At 54.3% G+C, this 17,896-nt stretch carries 15 protein-coding genes; 2 read left to right on the top strand and 13 right to left on the bottom strand.

The features are described 5' to 3' along the window. Positions 1-32: 32 nt before the first annotated feature. The 9 genes from P156_RS0110450 to P156_RS0110410 form a co-directional block, all read right to left on the bottom strand. On the bottom strand, positions 33-1,019 hold the full coding sequence (locus tag P156_RS0110450; protein ID WP_027870061.1) for an ABC transporter permease: 987 nt from the start codon (positions 1,017-1,019) through the stop codon (positions 33-35). Continuing rightward, positions 1,019-2,524, bottom strand: coding sequence for a sugar ABC transporter ATP-binding protein (locus P156_RS0110445; RefSeq protein ID WP_027870060.1), 1,506 nt, complete (start codon positions 2,522-2,524; stop codon positions 1,019-1,021). The genes P156_RS0110450 and P156_RS0110445 overlap by 1 nt, the downstream gene beginning before the upstream one ends. Further along, on the bottom strand, positions 2,524-3,480 hold the full coding sequence (locus P156_RS0110440) for an ABC transporter permease (RefSeq protein ID WP_027870059.1): 957 nt from the start codon (positions 3,478-3,480) through the stop codon (positions 2,524-2,526). The genes P156_RS0110445 and P156_RS0110440 overlap by 1 nt, the downstream gene beginning before the upstream one ends. A gap of 78 nt (positions 3,481-3,558) precedes the next feature. Next, a complete protein-coding gene (locus P156_RS0110435) occupies positions 3,559-4,704 on the bottom strand; it encodes a substrate-binding domain-containing protein (RefSeq protein WP_027870058.1) in 1,146 nt (381 codons plus the stop codon). Positions 4,705-4,893: 189 nt separating this feature from the next. Further along, the gene (locus tag P156_RS0110430; protein ID WP_027870057.1) at positions 4,894-6,861 is read right to left on the bottom strand and encodes an FAD-dependent oxidoreductase; all 1,968 of its coding nucleotides are present in this window, start codon (positions 6,859-6,861) and stop codon (positions 4,894-4,896) included. Between the two features lie 15 nt (positions 6,862-6,876). After that, positions 6,877-7,929, bottom strand: a complete 1,053-nt coding sequence (locus P156_RS0110425) for a 2-hydroxyacid dehydrogenase (RefSeq protein WP_369770543.1) — start codon at positions 7,927-7,929, stop codon at positions 6,877-6,879. Between the two features lie 156 nt (positions 7,930-8,085). Continuing rightward, positions 8,086-9,249: an MFS transporter gene (locus P156_RS0110420; RefSeq protein ID WP_027870055.1), complete on the bottom strand. Its 1,164-nt coding sequence runs from the start codon at positions 9,247-9,249 to the stop codon at positions 8,086-8,088. A gap of 3 nt (positions 9,250-9,252) precedes the next feature. Further along, positions 9,253-10,419 (bottom strand): iron-containing alcohol dehydrogenase family protein, encoded by a 1,167-nt coding sequence (locus P156_RS0110415; protein ID WP_369770542.1) that lies wholly within the window; start codon positions 10,417-10,419, stop codon positions 9,253-9,255. A 52-nt stretch (positions 10,420-10,471) separates the two neighbouring features. Continuing rightward, positions 10,472-11,119, bottom strand: coding sequence for a class II aldolase/adducin family protein (locus tag P156_RS0110410; protein WP_027870053.1), 648 nt, complete (start codon positions 11,117-11,119; stop codon positions 10,472-10,474). Positions 11,120-11,283: 164 nt separating this feature from the next. On the opposite strand from P156_RS0110410, the gene P156_RS0110405 reads away from it, so the two are divergent. Then, positions 11,284-13,245, top strand: coding sequence for an HTH domain-containing protein (locus tag P156_RS0110405; RefSeq protein WP_027870052.1), 1,962 nt, complete (start codon positions 11,284-11,286; stop codon positions 13,243-13,245). Here P156_RS0110405 and P156_RS0110400 read toward each other — a convergent pair. Continuing rightward, on the bottom strand, positions 13,242-14,798 hold the full coding sequence (locus P156_RS0110400) for an FGGY-family carbohydrate kinase (RefSeq protein WP_027870051.1): 1,557 nt from the start codon (positions 14,796-14,798) through the stop codon (positions 13,242-13,244). The two genes, P156_RS0110405 and P156_RS0110400, sit on opposite strands and share 4 nt — an antisense overlap. A 302-nt stretch (positions 14,799-15,100) precedes the next feature. Between P156_RS0110400 and P156_RS0110395 the strand changes: the two genes are divergently transcribed. Beyond that, complete coding sequence (locus tag P156_RS0110395; protein ID WP_242838715.1) at positions 15,101-16,150, top strand: zinc-binding dehydrogenase; 1,050 nt, start codon at positions 15,101-15,103, stop codon at positions 16,148-16,150. 133 nt (positions 16,151-16,283) lie between these two features. Here the strand turns inward: P156_RS0110395 and P156_RS12475 are convergent, their stop codons facing one another. From P156_RS12475 to P156_RS0110375, 3 genes are read right to left on the bottom strand one after another with little or no spacing between them, the layout of a single operon-like run. Further along, a complete protein-coding gene (locus tag P156_RS12475; RefSeq protein WP_081818549.1) occupies positions 16,284-16,826 on the bottom strand; it encodes a TlpA disulfide reductase family protein in 543 nt (180 codons plus the stop codon). Continuing rightward, positions 16,823-17,707 carry a 4Fe-4S binding protein gene (locus tag P156_RS0110380; RefSeq protein ID WP_027870049.1) on the bottom strand — a complete coding sequence of 295 codons (885 nt, stop codon included), beginning with the start codon at positions 17,705-17,707 and terminating at the stop codon, positions 16,823-16,825. The genes P156_RS12475 and P156_RS0110380 overlap by 4 nt, the downstream gene beginning before the upstream one ends. After that, positions 17,700-17,846 (bottom strand): CD1871A family CXXC motif-containing protein, encoded by a 147-nt coding sequence (locus P156_RS0110375; protein WP_027870048.1) that lies wholly within the window; start codon positions 17,844-17,846, stop codon positions 17,700-17,702. Before P156_RS0110375 ends, P156_RS0110380 begins: the two co-directional genes overlap by 8 nt. Between the last annotated feature and the right edge of the window lie 50 nt (positions 17,847-17,896).

Here is a 17,896-nt window from a genome sequence, read left to right as displayed (position 1 = left end):
GCCATAAATAAGTATTGTTGGCTTTGTGGCAGCTAGGCAGCTGCTTCTGCTTCTTCTTCGTCCTTCTTTTTGAACTTGAACAGGTTGCTGTGGCCCGCCAGCTGGATGGTCAGATACAGGATCACCATCAGGATGATTCCCTCGGCCAGTTCTGTCATAGCGGAGCTGGCACCGCTGAGGGTCAGTCCATTGACGATGACGGTGATGGACAGCGCACCAAAGATCAGCTTGTAGATCTTGGAACGCATACCGCCGCTGACCAGAACACCTCCCAGGAAGACGCCCATCTGAACCTTCATTTCCATGAAGTTCCCCAGTGTGGAGGAAGATCCACCTGTGGCAGCGATCAGGAGAAGACCCATGATAGCGGCCATGACGCCAGATATGATGAACGCGAAGTGGCGAACCTTAGCGGTGTTGACGCCGATGCTCTTCATGGTGTTCTCGTTCTCGCCCATACCCTTGCAGTAATACCCGAAACTCGTCTTTTCAAAGACGAACGCGATGATCGCGATCAGGATAATGGTAATGGCCAGTGCCGGACCGAACCCGTTGATGAACAGCAGGCTGTCTGGCAGATAGACCTGCTCCCAGGTCACGTTACAGACGTTCAGGAATCCACGCAGCCCCATCAGAAGAGCCAGAGATGCCATGAAAGAACTAACGTGACATCTGGATACGATGAATCCCAGGAAAGTTCCGGAAACCAGTCCGATCAGGAGGGCAATGACGATGGTCAGCCCTGCACCATACTGAGAGCCGTAGTAGGCACCTACGGTGGCTGCTACCGCTGCGACAGCACCGATTGACAGATCGCATCCGCCGGTGGCGATGACAAAAATGACACCCAGACCACCCAGGATGACCGGAATGGAATCGCGGATCACAGACTGGATATTGAAGGAGGAGAACAGCATGCCTCCTGAAGTGATACCGAACACGACCAGCAGTACAACAAGTGCAACGACTGGAAGCACGTCGATCAATTGGATTTTTCCACTGCTAAACATGTTTTTCATTATATCATCACCTGCACGATCGCTTCCTCGCTCAGCCCGTCGCTTCGCGATACTTCACCAGTAATTTTTCCGTTCTTCATGACCAGGATCCGGTCGGACATACCGATCGCCTCGGGCAGCTCGTCCGTGATCAGCAGGATCGCAAGTCCTGCCGCCTTCGCATCCTTCAGGCACTGGTACAGGTAGGCTTTGACGCCTACGTCTACGCCTCGGGTCGGACAGTCTACCACGAACAGCTGCAGGTCTTTCAGGAGCCAGCGGCCCATGTTGACCTTCTGCTTGTTTCCTCCGGACAGTGCGTCGATCTCCTGACGGATGCCTACAGACTTGACCATGAACTGTTCTCTGGCATCCGTGGATACCTGATCCAGTTTCTTGTTGCTGAGGAATCCCAGGCTGCCTCTCATCTCCGGAACAGAACTCATGGAGAAGTTCTCCCGGATGGATGCGTGCAGCATCAGCGCCTCGTTATCTCTATCTTTCGGTACGTACCCTACTCTGTGGGTCCATGCCTGGTTCGCCTGCTTGATCTCAAAGTTGTCCTGTACCAGAGTGACCTTACCGGATGTCAGATGATCCAGTCCGTATACAGCCTTTCCTACCTCGTGGATACCGGCATCGGACAGACCTGCCAGACCTACGATCTCACCGGCGTACACATCGAAGGACACATCCTGCAGTCCACTGGCCGTGGAGATCCCTTCCACAGACAGGATCTTCTTGTCGCCTCTAGTGGCTTCCTTGTCACTTCTGTAGTATTCACCCTCCAGGCTTCTTCCGACCATCTTGCTCTTCAGGCTGTCCTCATCCAGTGTCTTGCTTTCGACCGTTTCGATGAGCTCACCATCTCTCAGGATTGAGATGGTATCGCAGATCTCCATCATCTCCTCCAGATCGTGGGTAATCAGGATGACGGACCGTCCCATGGACTTGAAGTTCTCGATCAGTGCGTGGAGTTTCTTACGATTGTCCTGTGCCAGGGCCTGTGTGACCTCATCCAGGATCAGGATGTCAGGATCAGTGGAAAGAGCTCTCGCGATCTCCACGATCTTACGAACCTCCACGTTCATGTGCTTGGCATTTTTGCCCAGAGGTACCTGGGGCATGCCCCATTTCTCCAGGATCGCATTGGCTTCCTGGAAGATCTTCCTCATGTTGATGATACCGAACTTGGCAAAATTGCTCGTTCTGCCAAGGAAGACGTTGACACCTGCCGGAAGATCGCCGATGCAGCCCAGCTCCTGTACGACGATGGAAACGCCATGCTGCTGTGCATAAAGCGGGCTGATGGGTTCGTAGGTTTCTCCGTTCTTTTTCATGGTACCGGTGTCACTGCTGTAGATACCTGCGATCTGTGACAGCAGTGTGGATTTTCCGGAGCCGTTCTCGCCTGCCAGGCCTCTGACTTCTCCTGGTTTCAGAAAGAAATCAATGTCCTTGTTGGCGTGCGTCGGTCCGAAGTGCTTGTTCAGGCCTCTTGCCTCGAAAATATATTCGCTGCTCATTACTTCACGACCTCCTTTGTGTTCCGGTTAGCCAGGACACCGAAGATGATGACGGAAATACCCAGAACGGTCTCCTGCCAGGTTCCTGACGGAACGTTCATCAGCGTCAGGAAGTTGAAGATAGCCATAACGAACAGTGTACTTGCGATGACTGCGACGATGATGTTGATGTGCTTCGCAAGTGCCTGAGACAGGAGTGCGGCAGCCAGCGGCTGGAATGTCTGCGACAGACTTGCCAGACCGGTAACAGCGTTCACGGTACCCGCAAAACTCTCCTTCATGAAAGCGGCGGAGCCGACGAACACGCCTGCTACGACACCAGAGAGGATGACGGTCCTGCCCAGTTTGATACCCATATTCCGAGCGACCGCCTGATTGTCACCCATGGCGCGGATGTCCAGGCCGATGGTCGTACGGTTGTACAGGATGTATGCTACGATAAGTCCAATGATGACCACTACGAAGGCCAGCGGTGCGCGGCCCAGAGAGCGGTACGCAGACTCCAGTTCAACGACACGGAGTCCCATATTTAATCTTTGTTCGGAGTAGAATGAGGAAATTGCCTCGTATACCATCGTCAGTCCAAGACCTGCGATCCAGGAAGGGATCTTGGTGACCTGGAAGACGGTAAAGTTCAGTGTCATGAGGAGCACGCCTGCCACCATTCCACTGATCACGAGACCGGGATACCCAAGGGAATTTCCCACTGTGCCCGCCACGTTGGCAGCCAGTACGATGACAGCTCCGAGAGAAAGATCGATGAAGCCACTGGCAAAGATGAAGACAAAGGCCCATGCCGTGAAGGTCGGTACCGATGCGTTCACCGCGATGGTCTTCAGATTGGATGGCTGGAGGAATTTCCCATCTGTCAGCATGTTCATCGCGAACAGAACAGCGATGCACGCGACGATAACGATGAGCTTAACAGTCCAGCTGACCTTTTTTTCGCCTATCACAATTTACCTTCTTTCTTGTAGTGGGCTGGGATTCCCCAGCCCACTATGGTGTTTGCAAATAACGTTTCTGTCTGGATACTACTTGGAGGCTTTCTTGGCTTCCATTCTCTTCTCGAAGGTGTAGTCCTCGATCATCTTCTCGTAATCAGCCCAGGTAACTTTCGGGTTATATCTGTAGAGCAGGCTCTGCAGCTCTTCCTCGGAGAAGATCTCATTATTGATCCAGTTCTCTTCGAAGTCGTTTACGTTGTCCTTGGTGATCATGATGGTGTTCACGCCCTTGGTTGCAGGAGCCTTACCATTCTCGTCCTTGATCGGATGTCCATCCAGGTAGTTGATCAGGAGCAGGGAGGCGAAGGTTCCGCAGTAAGTTCCGGCACCACCGTTGGCAGCGGAGATTCTTCCGTCCTTGATCGCCTTGATGACGTTCGGGTCTACGTCAGTTCCGTAAACCGGCATCTTCAGTCCAGCGGACTCCATAGCGCTCAGAGCACCGTTGGAGTAGTCGCCGCCAGTACCGTATACGCAGTCAGCATCCTTGTGTGCAGCCAGCAGGTCACCGGACTTCTGAACAGCCTCGGAAGGATCGGCACATCTTACGGTACCCAGAACCTTACCACCCAGCTCCTCATAGTGCTTGGTGAATCCCTTGACTCTTGCATCGTGGTTGGTGTCACCAACAGCAGCAGCTACGATCAGCGCGGTCTTGTGTCCATCTTCCCATGCTCTGTCAGCGATGGCAGCACCAGTCTTGGTGTCGTCTGTGGAAACGGCACCTGCGAAGTACTCGTTCTCCTGGAACTTCTTGATAGTGTCCTCACTGGTAGGATACTTGTCGCCCAGAGCGAAAGGCTCCTTGGAGGAGGTCATCAGATCATTCAGGGAGTTGTACAGAGTGTCAGCAGCGCACCATACAACTACGCCATCAACGCCTGCAGAGATCAGGTTCTTAACGTCAGTGATCACGTTGTCAACTGTGAAGTTATCATTGGCAACCTTGACCTTGGAACCAGCGGTCTCAATGGCATAAGTGGTTTCCTTCTCGTTCAGGTCCAACGGATAAGCGCCAACACCGAAGTTGTTGTAACCGATGGTATAAGCCTTGTTTTCGTCTCCACCAGACTGCTCTTCTCCACCACCGGAGCTGCTGTTTCCGCCGCATCCGACCATGAAGACCATTGCAACTGCGATACACAGAGCAACACTCAGAAATTTCTTCATCATTTGTTAGCCTCCTAAAACAATACTTTCTCATTACCTTGTATAACTTGCCGGAAGCGATCCGCCCGGGCCGGCATCCGTTTGGATGCACCCCCGACTTGTTAACTTTATTATAGTTATCTGACAATTCCACCTCAACTCTCATTTTTCCGTTTTGTAGCGGCAAAAGGCCGAAAGAATGTGAAAGAATTATCAAATTTGCAGGGCGATGTAATATCCGCCGCTGATGGCCTGATAGATCTTCGCTACGTTGTTGCAGTCACCTGCGATGTAACTCTCGTCGACTGTCTCGCACAGGGCATCCACCGCATCATAGGGAGCGCGGAACCCAAGGGCGCAGACAACTGTGTCCGCCTGGATCAGGATCTCTTCGCCATCCCTCACACAAAGCACTCCTTCCGGGGTAATCTGTTTCACCATGGTACCTGTGTAGATCTCTGCGGAGCGCTCCACCTGAGGCATCAACCCTCCGCGGTAGAAGGAGTTGACCTCCTCGGCAACTTTCTCCTTCATCTCTATGATGGCCACCTCATGACCCTCGTCATGGAAGGCGATGGCCGCTTCGCTGCCCACCAGGCCGCCACCCATGATGGCGATCCTGTGTCCCAGCTTCTCCGGATGAAGTTCTGCCTCGATGGCCATGACCACGTTGCCCCCGTCCATACCGGGAATCGGCGGCCGCAGTTCATTGGAGCCGATGGCGACGATCAGCGCATCCGGGTCCATCTCTTTTACGTATGCCGGTGTAACCTCCTGATTCAGTATGACGTTGACATCGGAGGCTTCCACCCTGGCAGTCAACACGTTACACAGCCTCTGGATGTCCTGCTTGAACCAGGCTGCCCCTGCAGGATGCAGGTTCCCACCCAGACGATCCGCCTTCTCCACCAGCGTTACCTGATGACCACGGGCCGCACAGGTAAGGGCTGCCTCCATGCCGGCAGGCCCGCCGCCTGCCACCAGCACCTTCTTCTGTTCCCTGACCGGCTGGATCTCCTTCTGATAGAGTTCCTGTCCGGTGATAGGATTGACGGTACACTTCAACGTCTCGCTCTGCCCAGTCTCCGCAAAACACTCATAGCAGCGGATACAGGGGGTGATGTCCTCCGCGTGTCCACACAGGGCTTTGTGCGCGATATAGGGGTCCGCCAACTCGCCCCGGGCGATCTCTACGCAATCCGCCTGACCGCTGGCGATGATCTCTTCCATCTGTGCCGGATCGATCAGCGCGCCCACGCAGGAGACCGGACTCTTCACGTGTTTCTTCACCTCGGCGGCGAACTTCACGTTGACGCCTCTCTCGTAGAAGGAGGAAGGGTGTGTCCGGCAGAACAGCTGCGGATCCTCATGGTTGCCCACCGATACATTGATCAGGTCCACCTTGTCGTCTATGAGTTTCGCCACCTCGATGCACTGAGCGGTGTCCAGTCCTGCCGCGGACATATCATTCCCGGAAAGACGGATCTCAATGGGGAATCTTGGTCCAACCGCGTCCCGAACCGCCTGCAGGGCTTCCAGCATGAACCTTGCCCTGTTCTCCAAGGGACCTCCGTACTCATCGGTCCGGCGGTTCATCACAGGCGAAAGGAACTGGGAGAACAGCCATCCGTGGGCAGCATGAAACATGATCATATCGAACCCGCAGTCTTTCACCAGTTTGGCTCCCTTTCCATAGGCTTCTACGATCTCGGCGATGAGTGTCTTCGGCATCTCCTCCACATGCCCCTCCGGAAGATCCTCCTCGCTGGGCCCGTAGGCGGTCACATCCTTGCCGTAGTCACCACCTACGCTGGCCAGACCTCCATACTTGCCGCCGTGGGAAAGCTGGATGTTAGCGTAAGCCCCTGCATTGTGGATCGCACGGGTAGCCTCTGTCAGACTCTGCTTGACTCCAAAAGAATCCAACTGAAGCTGCTTGTTGTGAGATTTCCCGGTAGCCGAATGGACGATAGCTTCTCCATAGGTAACCACTGCCGCCCCGCCCTTGGCCTTCTCCGCCAGATAGGCGATCATCGCCGGGGTCATGTGCCCCTCAGCGTTGATCATGGCCGGGCTGGTGGGAGCCGCGATAATCCTGTTTTTTAATCGGATGTTCCCGATTCTAAGGGGGCTCATCAGATGTGGATAGAGTTCTTTTCCTGGATATTTACTGGCGCCCATTCCGTGCTCCTTTCGTTACTTTCTGACCTTCCACAGGTACTTTCTGTCTGTGCCATCTAGATAAGCGACCACTTCCTCGCCCATCATCTTGCCGGACCAGCTGTCCACATCGGTGGTGAGACCGGCCATGTGCGGTGTCAGGGTGACGTTTCTCATGGAGAGCAGCGGGTGGTTCGCCGGGATCGGCTCTACCCAGTACACATCCAGCGCAGCGCCGCCGATGGTGCCGTTCTGCAGAGCTTCCACAAAATCCTTCTGATCGATGACAGCGGCTCTTGCGGTGTTGACCACGATGGCGGTCGGCTTCATCTTGTTGAACCAGTCCTTGTTTACGATGCCTCTGGTGGAGGGCAGTACCGGCAGGTGGATGGAAACCACATCACTCTCTGCCAGCATGGTGTCCAGATCGACCGGCTTGGCGCCGTCTGCCTCGATGCGATCAGCGGGCATGTACGGATCGTAGGCCAGGATCTCCATGCCGAAAGCCTTGGCGCGGACCGCTACCTCGCGGCCGATGGCGCCGTATCCGGCGATACCCAGCTTCTTTCCATACAGCTCGAAACCGATACCGTAGTCAGTGAAGGGGTGCTTCTCGTCCAGCGGTCCCCAGGTGACGTTCTTCACATCCGGAACCTGGTAAACATCGTCCATGGGCTCGCCCAGATGCTCGCCCTTACGCAGTCCGGTAGCAGAGAGAGCCAGCTTGCGGGATTCTGCGATCATCAGACCCATGCAGAACTCTGCCACTGCGACTCTGTTTCTGCCCGGAGTATAGGACAGTTCCAGACCGGCTGCCTGGATCGCGTCGAAATCTACGGTGACCGGTGTTCCCTTGGCGACACCGATGAACTTCATGCCGGCCTCTACCCAGGCATTGATGGTGTCTGCACCTGCGACCTCGTCTCCCAGGACGATCATCTCGCACCCCATGCACTCTTCCTTCGTCTGCTCCTCTGTGACGTTGCCTTTGCCGTGCTTCAGTTCTCCACAGATAACGACTTCACAATCCTTCTCCAGTCTCTCGATCACATCGCCCGGAAGCGGTGTGCAAACAGCTACTTTTCTCATTCTCATTTTCCTTTCTTTATCACTAGCGAGGGCAAATATGAGCTTCGAAGGGGATTCCCCCAACGCCTTCTCTGTTCTGCCCCTACTTGTCAAACGTGTTTCTTGTAATAATAGGTATATAATCTCGATCCTGTCACCACTGTGCACAAAGCTTTGTCACTGTGCCTTCCGTTTCCAGAGGACCGCCAGCAGTCCTACGCAGAATATGCCGATGCTCCCGAGCAGATACGCCCCTGTGGTGGTCACCTCCCCGAAGAAGATGCGGCTCACTCCGCCGATCACCACCGGCGAAACGAACTGCGAGAGGCACAAAGCACATGTCATCAATGATGACGCCATTGGTGTCGAATCCTGATCCACCACCGTAGTCACCTCCGCCATGGCCTTGGCACAGTACACACTCTGGGAGTATCCACAGAATACTGCGCCCACCAGCAGGATGGGCAGATTGCCGGGGAAAAACACCAACAGCAGATAGCCGGCCGCCAGAGCGAACATGGCCACCGGAAGGGTGTACCGCCCGGTAATACGAGAGATTCGTCCCAGCAGCACCCCCATGAGGATCTGCGCCGCTGAGAACACACCGGTGATCATACCGGCCACCGCCGTGTCTCCCTTCAGTGCTCCTGCAAGATGCATGGACAGGTTGGTGGTGTACACAATGATGAAGAACCCTTCCGCAAACAGGAAAGCCGCCATCCGCCAGACCTCGGCATTCAATCGGATCCGCTTCTTCTCTCCCCCTTCTGCACGCTTCACCGGTACTTCCGGAAGAAGCAACAGGATGGCAAAGAAAGCCACAAACCCCAGGATACTCAAGTAATATGTGTTGTGGAAATCCGTCCTTCCGACGATTCCCGCCAACGTAGTGACCAGTACCATACCGGCCCCTACCGAGGCCCCTTGGACCCCCATCACCTGGACTCTCTCTTCCCCGTCGAAGAAGTCCGCTACCAAAGCTGTCACCAGGGACACCACGATCCCAAGCGCGACACCGTACAGAGCGCGAAAGAGAAACAGCGTCCAGAAACTGTCCGACAGCAACGGTACAAGCCCGGTCACCCCCGCGACCAGCGCCGCAAACAGAAAGATTTTTTTCTTGCTGATATACAGTGCCAGCCATCCGGTAAGCAATGCGACCACCACCGCCATCAGCGTCGGCACGGTGACCAACATCTGGATCAGGCTCACATCTACGCCCGGGTAATACGCATGTACACTGGAAAGAACAGGGGAAAGACTGTGCTGCAGTCCGTTGATCAGTGCGATAGCGAACACAGTCGCCACCACACGAGCCTTGATATTTCCAGTACGGCTCATCGTTTAATAGGCCTGCTTCATGATGTCGATGACATCTTCCTTGGTGATTCCCTGGCGCGGGTTGAATCCCAGAACAGGCTCCTTCAGTACGTCATCTGCCAGCATATCCAGATCTGCCTCAGAGATTCCCTGCTCCGAGATGGTCTTGATTCCCAGTTCCTTGGTCAGTGCCAGAAGTGCGTCACCCAGCAGATACTTATCCTTCTCGATGTCGCCGGAGGTTTCCAGACCGATGGCCTTGGCCAGATCCACCATCTTCTCCGGGCAGCTCTCTGCGTTGTATTTCATGACGTAGGGCAGCACGCAGGCGTTGGCCATACCGTGGGCCAGTCCAAAGTGCGCGCTCAGAGTGTGGGCGATGCCGTGCACCAGTCCCAGGTTGGCATTGGAGAAACTGAACCCTGTGATAATGCAGCCCAGCATCATCTGCTCTCTGGCATCCATGTCGTCCCCGTCCTTGCAGACCAGCGGTAGATTCTTGTACAGGATCTTCAGACCTTCCAGCGCGTTATACTCCGTCAGCGGGGTGGCCATGTTGGAGATGTAGCTCTCCACTGCGTGGGTAATGGCATCCATACCGGTGGCTGCGGTCACACTCTGCGGAACGGTTCTGGTCAGCTCCGGATCAGCGATCACATCGGAAGCCACGATATTGTTGTCGATGACCACGTACTTGACCACCTTCTCGGTATCGATCAGGGCGCTGACATTGGTAATCTCACTGGATGTCCCGGCTGTTGTGGGGATGGCGATGAGAGGCAGGCAAGCGTTCTTCACCATGTTCATACCACCATACTCCCCAATCTTGCCCGGGTTGGTCATCAGCACGTTGACTGCTTTCGCCAGATCGATGCTGGAGCCGCCGCCTACTGCCACAAAACCGTCCACCGACGCTTCCTTCGCCTTGGCAGCTGCTTCCTCAACAACCTCGTTGGTGGGATTGGGGATGACACCGTCAAAGATCACATACGGGATCTCCGCCTTCTCCACCTGTGCCACAACCTTGTCGGCGATTCCGGCAGCCTTCACGCCACCATCGTAGACGATCATCGCTGACTTCATGCCGTATCCCTTGATGATGTCCGCCAGATCCTCCAGCGCCCCTCTTCCAAAATCAATGTTGCTCTTAATAAAGAAATTGTAGCCCATTGCTCTATACCTCCGTCTCATTATACAAATCTCCCGGCGCAGGCCGGGAGATCTTCGGTTCTAGTAGATTCGATTAAACAGCCTGGTCAGCAGCGATCAGTGCCTGCATTGCTGCCACAGCCTCCTCCGGCATTGGCTCAAAGCATCCCAGCAGCTTTGCATAGAAGTTGGTTGTAGCCATCTCCTCGACGTATGTGGTAGCTGCCATAGCTGCCTTCATGTTCTTGCCGCAGCACATCATGCCGTGGTTCTTGATGACACAGGCCTTACCGTTCTCGCCCAGTGCCTCAACGACCTTCTCAGCAACCTCATCGGAGCCCGGCATGGTGAAAGGAACGATGCCAACAGGTACGAACTCAGCCTGCGGCGGAGTCACAGCCTGGATGCCACCGAACTTCTCCATCGCGGCGATGGTAGCAAACATGCCGTGAGTGTGCACGGTAGCGGTGACGTCCGGTCTGGCGTTCATCACGGCCAGATGCATCGGAACCTCAGAAGATGGTTTGAAGGGGCCGTCCAGCCACTCACCGGTCTTCAGATCAACGATAGCAATCTGATCAGCAGTCATATGGGTGTAAGGAACACCACTGGGAGTGATGGCCACAACAGGATCTGTGTCATCTTTCATGGCGATGTTGCCGGATGTCCCGTGGATCAGTCCCTGATCAACTGCCTCCAGAATAGCTTCCAGAACGATTTTTCTGATCTTTTCGTATTTCATTTGCTTCTTCCTCCTGATTTCACAAAACTTTGTCTCATTTGATGGTTCTATAGTAAACCATCTGTCTTTTTCCAGCAACCTGACTTTTTCCTCTATGAAGCGGAAAGAAAATCTGATATAATGATAAACAAACATATGGATAACAACAGAAAGGCGGCGATACCATGAAATCTCTGGATCTTTCTCTCAGACAGAAGAAACTGCTCCACACCTTGCAGCACAGCAGTGTCCCCAGGACCAGCTTTGAACTGGCCGATGAACTGGGGGTCTCTTCGCGGACCATCCGCAGTGACGTGGGGAAGATCAACAGCGAACTGGCTCCTTACGGCGCCTGTATCCAATCTCTGAAGAGCAAGGGCTATCTTTTCCAGGCCCAGGATCCCAAGCTGATCGAGTCGTTGAACCAGGTGAAGAATGCCTTCTTCTCCAAGGAGAACCGGGTGCGGTATCTGGCATTTCGGCTTTGTCAGGCGGAGGAACCGCTGAACCTCTACGACCTGGAGGATGAGATGTTCATCAGCCACACCACCCTGGAGCACGCCATCCGGGACTTCCTTGCTTTGTACTCGGAGGAAGCGCCCTACATCAGATTGATCAGGAAGAAGGATTTTGTTGAGTTGGAGAAGGACGAACTGAAGCGTCGTGCCATCCTGAACCAGTTGCTGCGGGAAAGCTGGAATTACCATGCCCGCCACAACGCCTATTATAAGGATGACTTCATCGACGATGATGTTCTGGATTTCATCATCGACACGCTTTCGTTCACGCTGGACAAGTACGACATCAAGATGGAAGACCCCTGTATCGTATCTCTGAACCTGATCCTGGCCATCATGTACTACCGCATCATCTCAGGTCACTTTCTGGCTTACGCACCACAGATCCCCAAGACGGATCCGGTCATTGCCGGTGCCACTAACGAGATTCTGGATGCAATGGAGAAACATCTGGAGGTGTTTATCGGTTCGGAAGAACGGGATGCCATCTACCTGCAGATCGCCAGCCACCGGGTGGTATCCACGGCGTATGTCGACCGGGACAACATCCCTGCTTACTTTGGCCCCGTCACCATCGAACTGACCGATACCTACATCACCAAAATCAAAGAAGAACTTCAGGTGGATCTCACTGACGACACAGATTTCCGTCTCACCCTTCTCCAGTTCTTCCAGACGCTCCTGCAGGGACACAACACCTTCTACGAGCAGTTTAGTGCGGACATGATCAAGCGCATCCACCGTATCGACATGGTGATCGCCTATCTGTTCCAGCCTCTGGCTGTGAAATATCTGGGCAAGGAACTGTCCGAGGTGAAACTGATCTATCTTTCCTTTATTATCGCTGGCGGGCTGGACCACTTCATCAAGCACCATCCGGAGAACAAGATCCGGACGGTCATCGCCTGTCACATGAACATGCCGGTGAGCTGGGCTCTGAAACGGAAAGCCCGCTATCACTTCGGTGATTATCTGGATATCGTGGATCTGCTCCCCGTATATAAGAAGAACTCCTATGACTTCACAGATATCGATCTGGTACTGACCACTGTACAGAAGAAGATCACAGACAACCCGGGCACCACCACCCTGTACATCAGCCAGTTCTTTGACAGCACCGACCATGAGGAAGTCTCCCACTACATCATGACCAAGACACTGACGCCCATGTACTCCAAGAAGGTCTCTTTGGATCTGCTGCTACAGAACGCCTGGTGGAACGAGGAAGAGGACTTCACCAGTGTGGACGTTCTTCTGCATCACGTCACCCAGCAGTTCATCGATGAGGGTGTCGCGGAGCCTTCCTTCCAGGAGGATATCCTGAAACATGAGAGGATCAGCACCTTTGCCGCCTTTCCGGGGATTGTCCTTCTGTATTCCCTGTTGCCCGCTCGCAGATCACAGATCTCCATTACCACACTGGATCACCGGATCACCTGGAACGCAAGCAAGATCCGGATCGTTGTGACCGCCGCGCTTACCGCAGAGGATATGCCCGCCATTCTGCGGCTGACCAACTTCCTCTACGAGGACGCCTATGATCAGGAGGGGATCAAGAACCTGAAAACAAAAGAGGAGATCCTGACATACGTCAGAAACTCCCCTCAACTTCTCTTGCAGCGAGACTAGAGTGTCGCCACTGTCTGCTTCAGTTCCTTCAGATCCTGATCCAGGTGCTGGTACATTTTCACGTAGTATGGGTAGAGCTTGTCGTAGACCTCTACCCATTCGTCTACCGGCTGGATGATTTCCTTGACACGGATCGCCCGGCTGGAAGCCTCCTCAAAGGACTTGAATACACCCACCTTCTTGCCGACGATCATGCAGTCTCCTACCGGCACATCCCCGGAATCATCCGCCAGGATGTAGACCGGCATCTTCAGCATGGAGGCCTTGATCATGTTCCATGTCCGACTCTTGGCACCGCCGCCACAGACCCGTATGGTCCTCGCGGTTCCCCCGGATTCCCGAATGGTCTCCATCACGTGACGCAGTGCGAAGGCTGTTCCTTCGAAGATGCTCCTGGTAAGCTCCGCCCGGCTGGTATCCATGCCCATCCCGATGAACATCCCCTTGGCATGGTCATTCCACAGGGGAGCACGCTCTCCCAAAAGATAGGGGAAGAAGTACAGCCCACGGCAGCCCGCCGGCGCCTCCAGCGCCAATTCATTCAGATAGGCAAAGATATTCTCTCCGTGCTCCTCGGCATAAGCCCTCTCCTCGGCGGCCATGGTCTCAATGAACCACTTGAGGGATGCTCCACTGGCCTGAATGGGAGCATCAAAGATCCATGGAACCCCATCGATGCCACAGGGTCTGGTGACTACCGGCACATCCGGCGCGCTGGCCTCGGTGCTCCCCACGAACACTAGCGAGGTGGTTCCGGAGGCCTCACCGGCCTCTCCCAGCCGGCTCATGCCGGTGGCGTACATGGAGGCCATAGCATCGGAGCATCCGGCGATCACCGGTATCCCTGCCAGAAGCCCCGTCTGCTCCGCGGCCTCATTGGTTACGAACCCGATGATATCATCCACTGGGCGCGGCGGTGGCAGAATGCTGTCCAGATCGATTCCCATGGCATCGCCGATCTCCCTGGACCACTTGTTGGTGGTTCTGTCCATGCACTGGGTGCGGGAAGCCTGATCGATGTCCGAGGTCTTCTCCCCGGTGAGCTTGTAGTTGATGTAGGAACTGCACTGCAGCAGGCAGTCCGTCCTGGCGAAGAGCTCTGGCTCGTGCTTCTTGTACCAGTAAAGCTTGGCAGGCAGGAACGCGATGGAGGGCTGACCTCCGATGATCTCTACGAATCGATCCCGCCCGATGGTATCCACCAGTTCCTCCAACTCAACGGAAGAACGTCCATCCTGATAGGTCATGGCGTTACGCAGCGGCTCACCCTGCTCATCCAATGGGAGCAGAGAGACGGTATGAGAGCTGACAGAGATTCCCCGGATTCTCTTCACGATTGCCTCCCCGGCCTTCTCCGTGATCTCGCGTATAATAGAGGAAGCGTTCTTCCACCACATATGTGCGTCCTGCTCCTGCATGCCGGGCCCCGGATTGATGAACTTGTTGGGACGGCTGGCCTCACAGACTACCACGCCATCCTCGCCCAGGATCACCGCCTTGATGTTCGTTGTGCCACAATCCATTCCCAGCAGGTAATTCTCGATCTTTTTCATTCTCTCTACCTCACTTATCTACTGCACCATTGGCAAAAGAGTTCCGACTGTCTGGAGAGTACGCCGGAACTCCTTACGTTGTTTTCACTGTCTCTACTATAGCACAGGCCCCTCATCGGCTCAACGCATGATTTTCCGCTTTCAAGCGGAAATCATCGACCTCCTCCCGCATTTCCTACGAGAACTTGCCGCAAACAAGCGGCAATACTCTGTTTGCACAAAGCCGGGCGTCGATCTATACTGAAAACACGATCACGTAACCGATACAACCATTTTGTATATACTATTAGGAGGTAATAACCATGAGCACCATGAAAGCTGCAATGATGTATGGACCTAACGATATTCGTGTAGAGGAGACCGCCAAGCCGGCATGCCCTCAGGACGGACTGATCCTGAAGATCATGGCTGTCGGGCTTTGTGGCTCGGACATCCGGAACCTGACCACCGACTCCAGAAAGGGCGATTATCCCTTTATTTACGGACATGAGATCGTCGGCGTTGTAGATGAGGTTGGTCCGGAGTGCACCAAGTACCAGGTAGGACAGAGACTGTTCCTGCACCCAGGCACTTACTGCATGGAGTGCGATTCCTGCGTCAGCGGCCACAGCGAGAACTGCGAGAACGAGCATGTAGCCAAACTGGCCGGAACCGGTGGATTCGCTCAGTACATCGCTGTCGGTGGCGAGAAGATCCACTACGGCAACATTTACGAGATTCCGGAAGGCGTTTCCTACGAGGCAGCCAGCCTGGCAGAGCCTCTGACCTCTGTCTACGCCAACCTGGACAACGTAGATGTGAAATTCCCGGACACCGTAGTCATCATTGGCGCTGGCCCCATCGGTGATTTCATGGCACAGCTGGCCAAGCTCCGCGGCGCTCAGAAGGTCATCATGATCGATCTGAACGACACACGTCTTGAGATGTCCAAGCAGTTTGGCGTTGACCACATCATCAATAACAGCAAGGTGGACGCGATCGAAGAAGTGATGAAGCTGACAAACGGCAAGGGTGCGGACAAGGTCATCTCCGCGACACCTGCTAACGCATCTCAGGCAGATGCCATCCATATGGTCAGAAAGGGCGGCATCGTCGTATTCCACGGCGGCGTTCCCAAGGGCTCTCTCACAGAGCTTGACACCAACCTGGTCCACTACAATAACATCTGGATCAAGGGACAGTTTGGCGCATCCTACGCTCAGTCCAAGGCAGCCTTCAACCTGGCGATCTCTCCGATCTTCCCGACGGAGAAGTTCATCACCCACATCCTGCCGCTGGACGAGATCACCCACGGAATCGAGCTGACCAGATCCGGAGAGGCCATTAAGGTCGTCCTCCATCCCTGGGACTAATTGCGATACACCCATATAAATCTAAAGAGGAGCCTGCTGAAGCAGACTCCTCTTTAGATTTCTTATCGGAATGATCATCTCTACTGACTCTCTACCGCTGTCGCGCTGTCGATCTGCTTCTGCAGTTCCTCCTTCAATGCCTCGTTATCGATGCCCCAAGGATGGGCTCTCCGACGATAGTGCCGTTTCTGTCCACCACATAGGTGGTTGGATAGCCGACGATCTCCTTTGTCAGCTTTGCGAGGTCGCTATCCTTGCTGACCCACAGATTCCTGTAGGACGCTTTCTTCTGATTCAGGATCCCTGCGGCTTCCTTGATCGCCTTTTCATCGCCACCAAAGGTATAAGTATTGACCCCGATCACCTCACCACCGTATTTTTTCAGTTCCTCATTCACCTCATTCAGTTCCCCCAGTTCGGCGAGGCAAGGCGGACAATCGCTGAACCAGAAGTTCACAACGGTGACGGAGTTTTGGGCAAACACACCACTGTTAATGTCACTGCCCTCAAGGGTCTTTCCTTCAAAAGAAGGAAACCTCTCCCGGGATGGCTCGCTGTCCGTTCCAGTCTCTTGATCATTGGAATTCTCTCCACTTTCGCACGCCGCCAGCGCAACTGCCATCACTGCGATCGCCATGGCGACCACGGCTATTTTCTTCATTGTTCTCATTTTCATCCCATCTCCTTTTCTCGTTCTCTAACGCCAAAACAATAACTGATCGCGTCTGTTGGACACTCCCTGATGCACTTGCCGCATCGTATGCACTCTCCATGATCCGGTGTTCTCGTGACATCTACATCCATCTGGCACACCTCACTGCACCGTCCGCAGGAGACACAGGCACTGCTGTCCACCCTTATTCTCAAAAGCGAGGCTTTGTTGCACAAAGCATAGCACGCCCCCAGTGGACAAAGCCACTTGCAGAAAGGCCGGAACACAAACACGCTCAGCAGGCAGATAGCCACCAGAAGCGCAAGCTTCCAGGAGAAAAGCAGACCCAATGTACTGCGAATCCCACTGTTTGCAGCCGCCAGTGGCAGTGCCCCCTCCAGGATCCCCTGGGGACAGAGGTATTTACAGAAAAAAGGAGATCCCACGCCGAATTCGTTCCTGATGATCGCCGGAACCACAAGCACCAAGACGACCAGGACGATATACTTGACGAATCTAAGTCCCTTGATCCTTTCTGTCCGCAGTTTTCGCCCAGGGATCCTATGCAGCAGTTCCTGAAACCAGCCAAAGGGACAGAGAAACCCGCAGACAAACCTCCCCATTAGCGCGCCTATGAGCAACAGTGTTCCCATGACGTAATAGGAAATGCTGAATCTCGAAGATCCGGCAACGGACTGCAAGGCGCCGATCGGACAGGCTCCGGTGGCCGCCGGGCAGGAGTAACAGTTGAGTCCAGGCACGCACAATGCCTTCGTCTGCCCCTGATAAATCTGACCTTTCAGAAGGTTCGGAAGATGGATATTGCAGAGGATGGTGGCGGCCGCCTGTATGAGAGACCGGTGCTTCACGATGCGATGTGCCTGTCTATTTTTCCTCTTATCCAATACCAACACACTCCAAACATATATTCACCGCCTTGTTCAGCACCGTCTCTGCTTCTCCCCGAAGGGCACCAATGGTGACAAAGGCTACGCCCACGAGCAGAAGCGTTATCTGCACAAATATACGATTCCTCTTCTTCATCCGATCAACCATGCCTTTCCTTAATCAATATCATACACGATGGAGATAAA

The organism is Eubacterium sp. AB3007 (genome assembly GCF_000688015.1).
Classification (GTDB): domain Bacteria; phylum Bacillota; class Clostridia; order Peptostreptococcales; family Anaerovoracaceae; genus Aminicella.
This window is presented reverse-complemented; position numbering and strand designations above follow the sequence as displayed.

What these genes read in the sequence shown, in the direction of transcription:
- P156_RS0110400 (WP_027870051.1), bottom strand. Translation starts at nt 14,798, where the DNA reads ATGAAAAAGATCGAGAATTACCTGCTGGGAATGGATTGTGGCACAACG.
- P156_RS0110425 (WP_369770543.1), bottom strand. Translation starts at nt 7,929, where the DNA reads ATGAGAAAAGTAGCTGTTTGCACACCGCTTCCGGGCGATGTGATCGAG.
- P156_RS0110415 (WP_369770542.1), bottom strand. Translation starts at nt 10,419, where the DNA reads ATGAGACGGAGGTATAGAGCAATGGGCTACAATTTCTTTATTAAGAGC.
- P156_RS12475 (WP_081818549.1), bottom strand. Translation starts at nt 16,826, where the DNA reads ATGAAAATGAGAACAATGAAGAAAATAGCCGTGGTCGCCATGGCGATC.
- P156_RS0110395 (WP_242838715.1), top strand. Translation starts at nt 15,101, where the DNA reads ATGAGCACCATGAAAGCTGCAATGATGTATGGACCTAACGATATTCGT.
- P156_RS0110405 (WP_027870052.1), top strand. Translation starts at nt 11,284, where the DNA reads ATGAAATCTCTGGATCTTTCTCTCAGACAGAAGAAACTGCTCCACACC.
- P156_RS0110420 (WP_027870055.1), bottom strand. Translation starts at nt 9,249, where the DNA reads ATGAGCCGTACTGGAAATATCAAGGCTCGTGTGGTGGCGACTGTGTTC.
- P156_RS0110450 (WP_027870061.1), bottom strand. Translation starts at nt 1,019, where the DNA reads ATGAAAAACATGTTTAGCAGTGGAAAAATCCAATTGATCGACGTGCTT.
- P156_RS0110430 (WP_027870057.1), bottom strand. Translation starts at nt 6,861, where the DNA reads ATGGGCGCCAGTAAATATCCAGGAAAAGAACTCTATCCACATCTGATG.
- P156_RS0110375 (WP_027870048.1), bottom strand. Translation starts at nt 17,846, where the DNA reads ATGAAGAAGAGGAATCGTATATTTGTGCAGATAACGCTTCTGCTCGTG.
- P156_RS0110410 (WP_027870053.1), bottom strand. Translation starts at nt 11,119, where the DNA reads ATGAAATACGAAAAGATCAGAAAAATCGTTCTGGAAGCTATTCTGGAG.
- P156_RS0110445 (WP_027870060.1), bottom strand. Translation starts at nt 2,524, where the DNA reads ATGAGCAGCGAATATATTTTCGAGGCAAGAGGCCTGAACAAGCACTTC.
- P156_RS0110435 (WP_027870058.1), bottom strand. Translation starts at nt 4,704, where the DNA reads ATGATGAAGAAATTTCTGAGTGTTGCTCTGTGTATCGCAGTTGCAATG.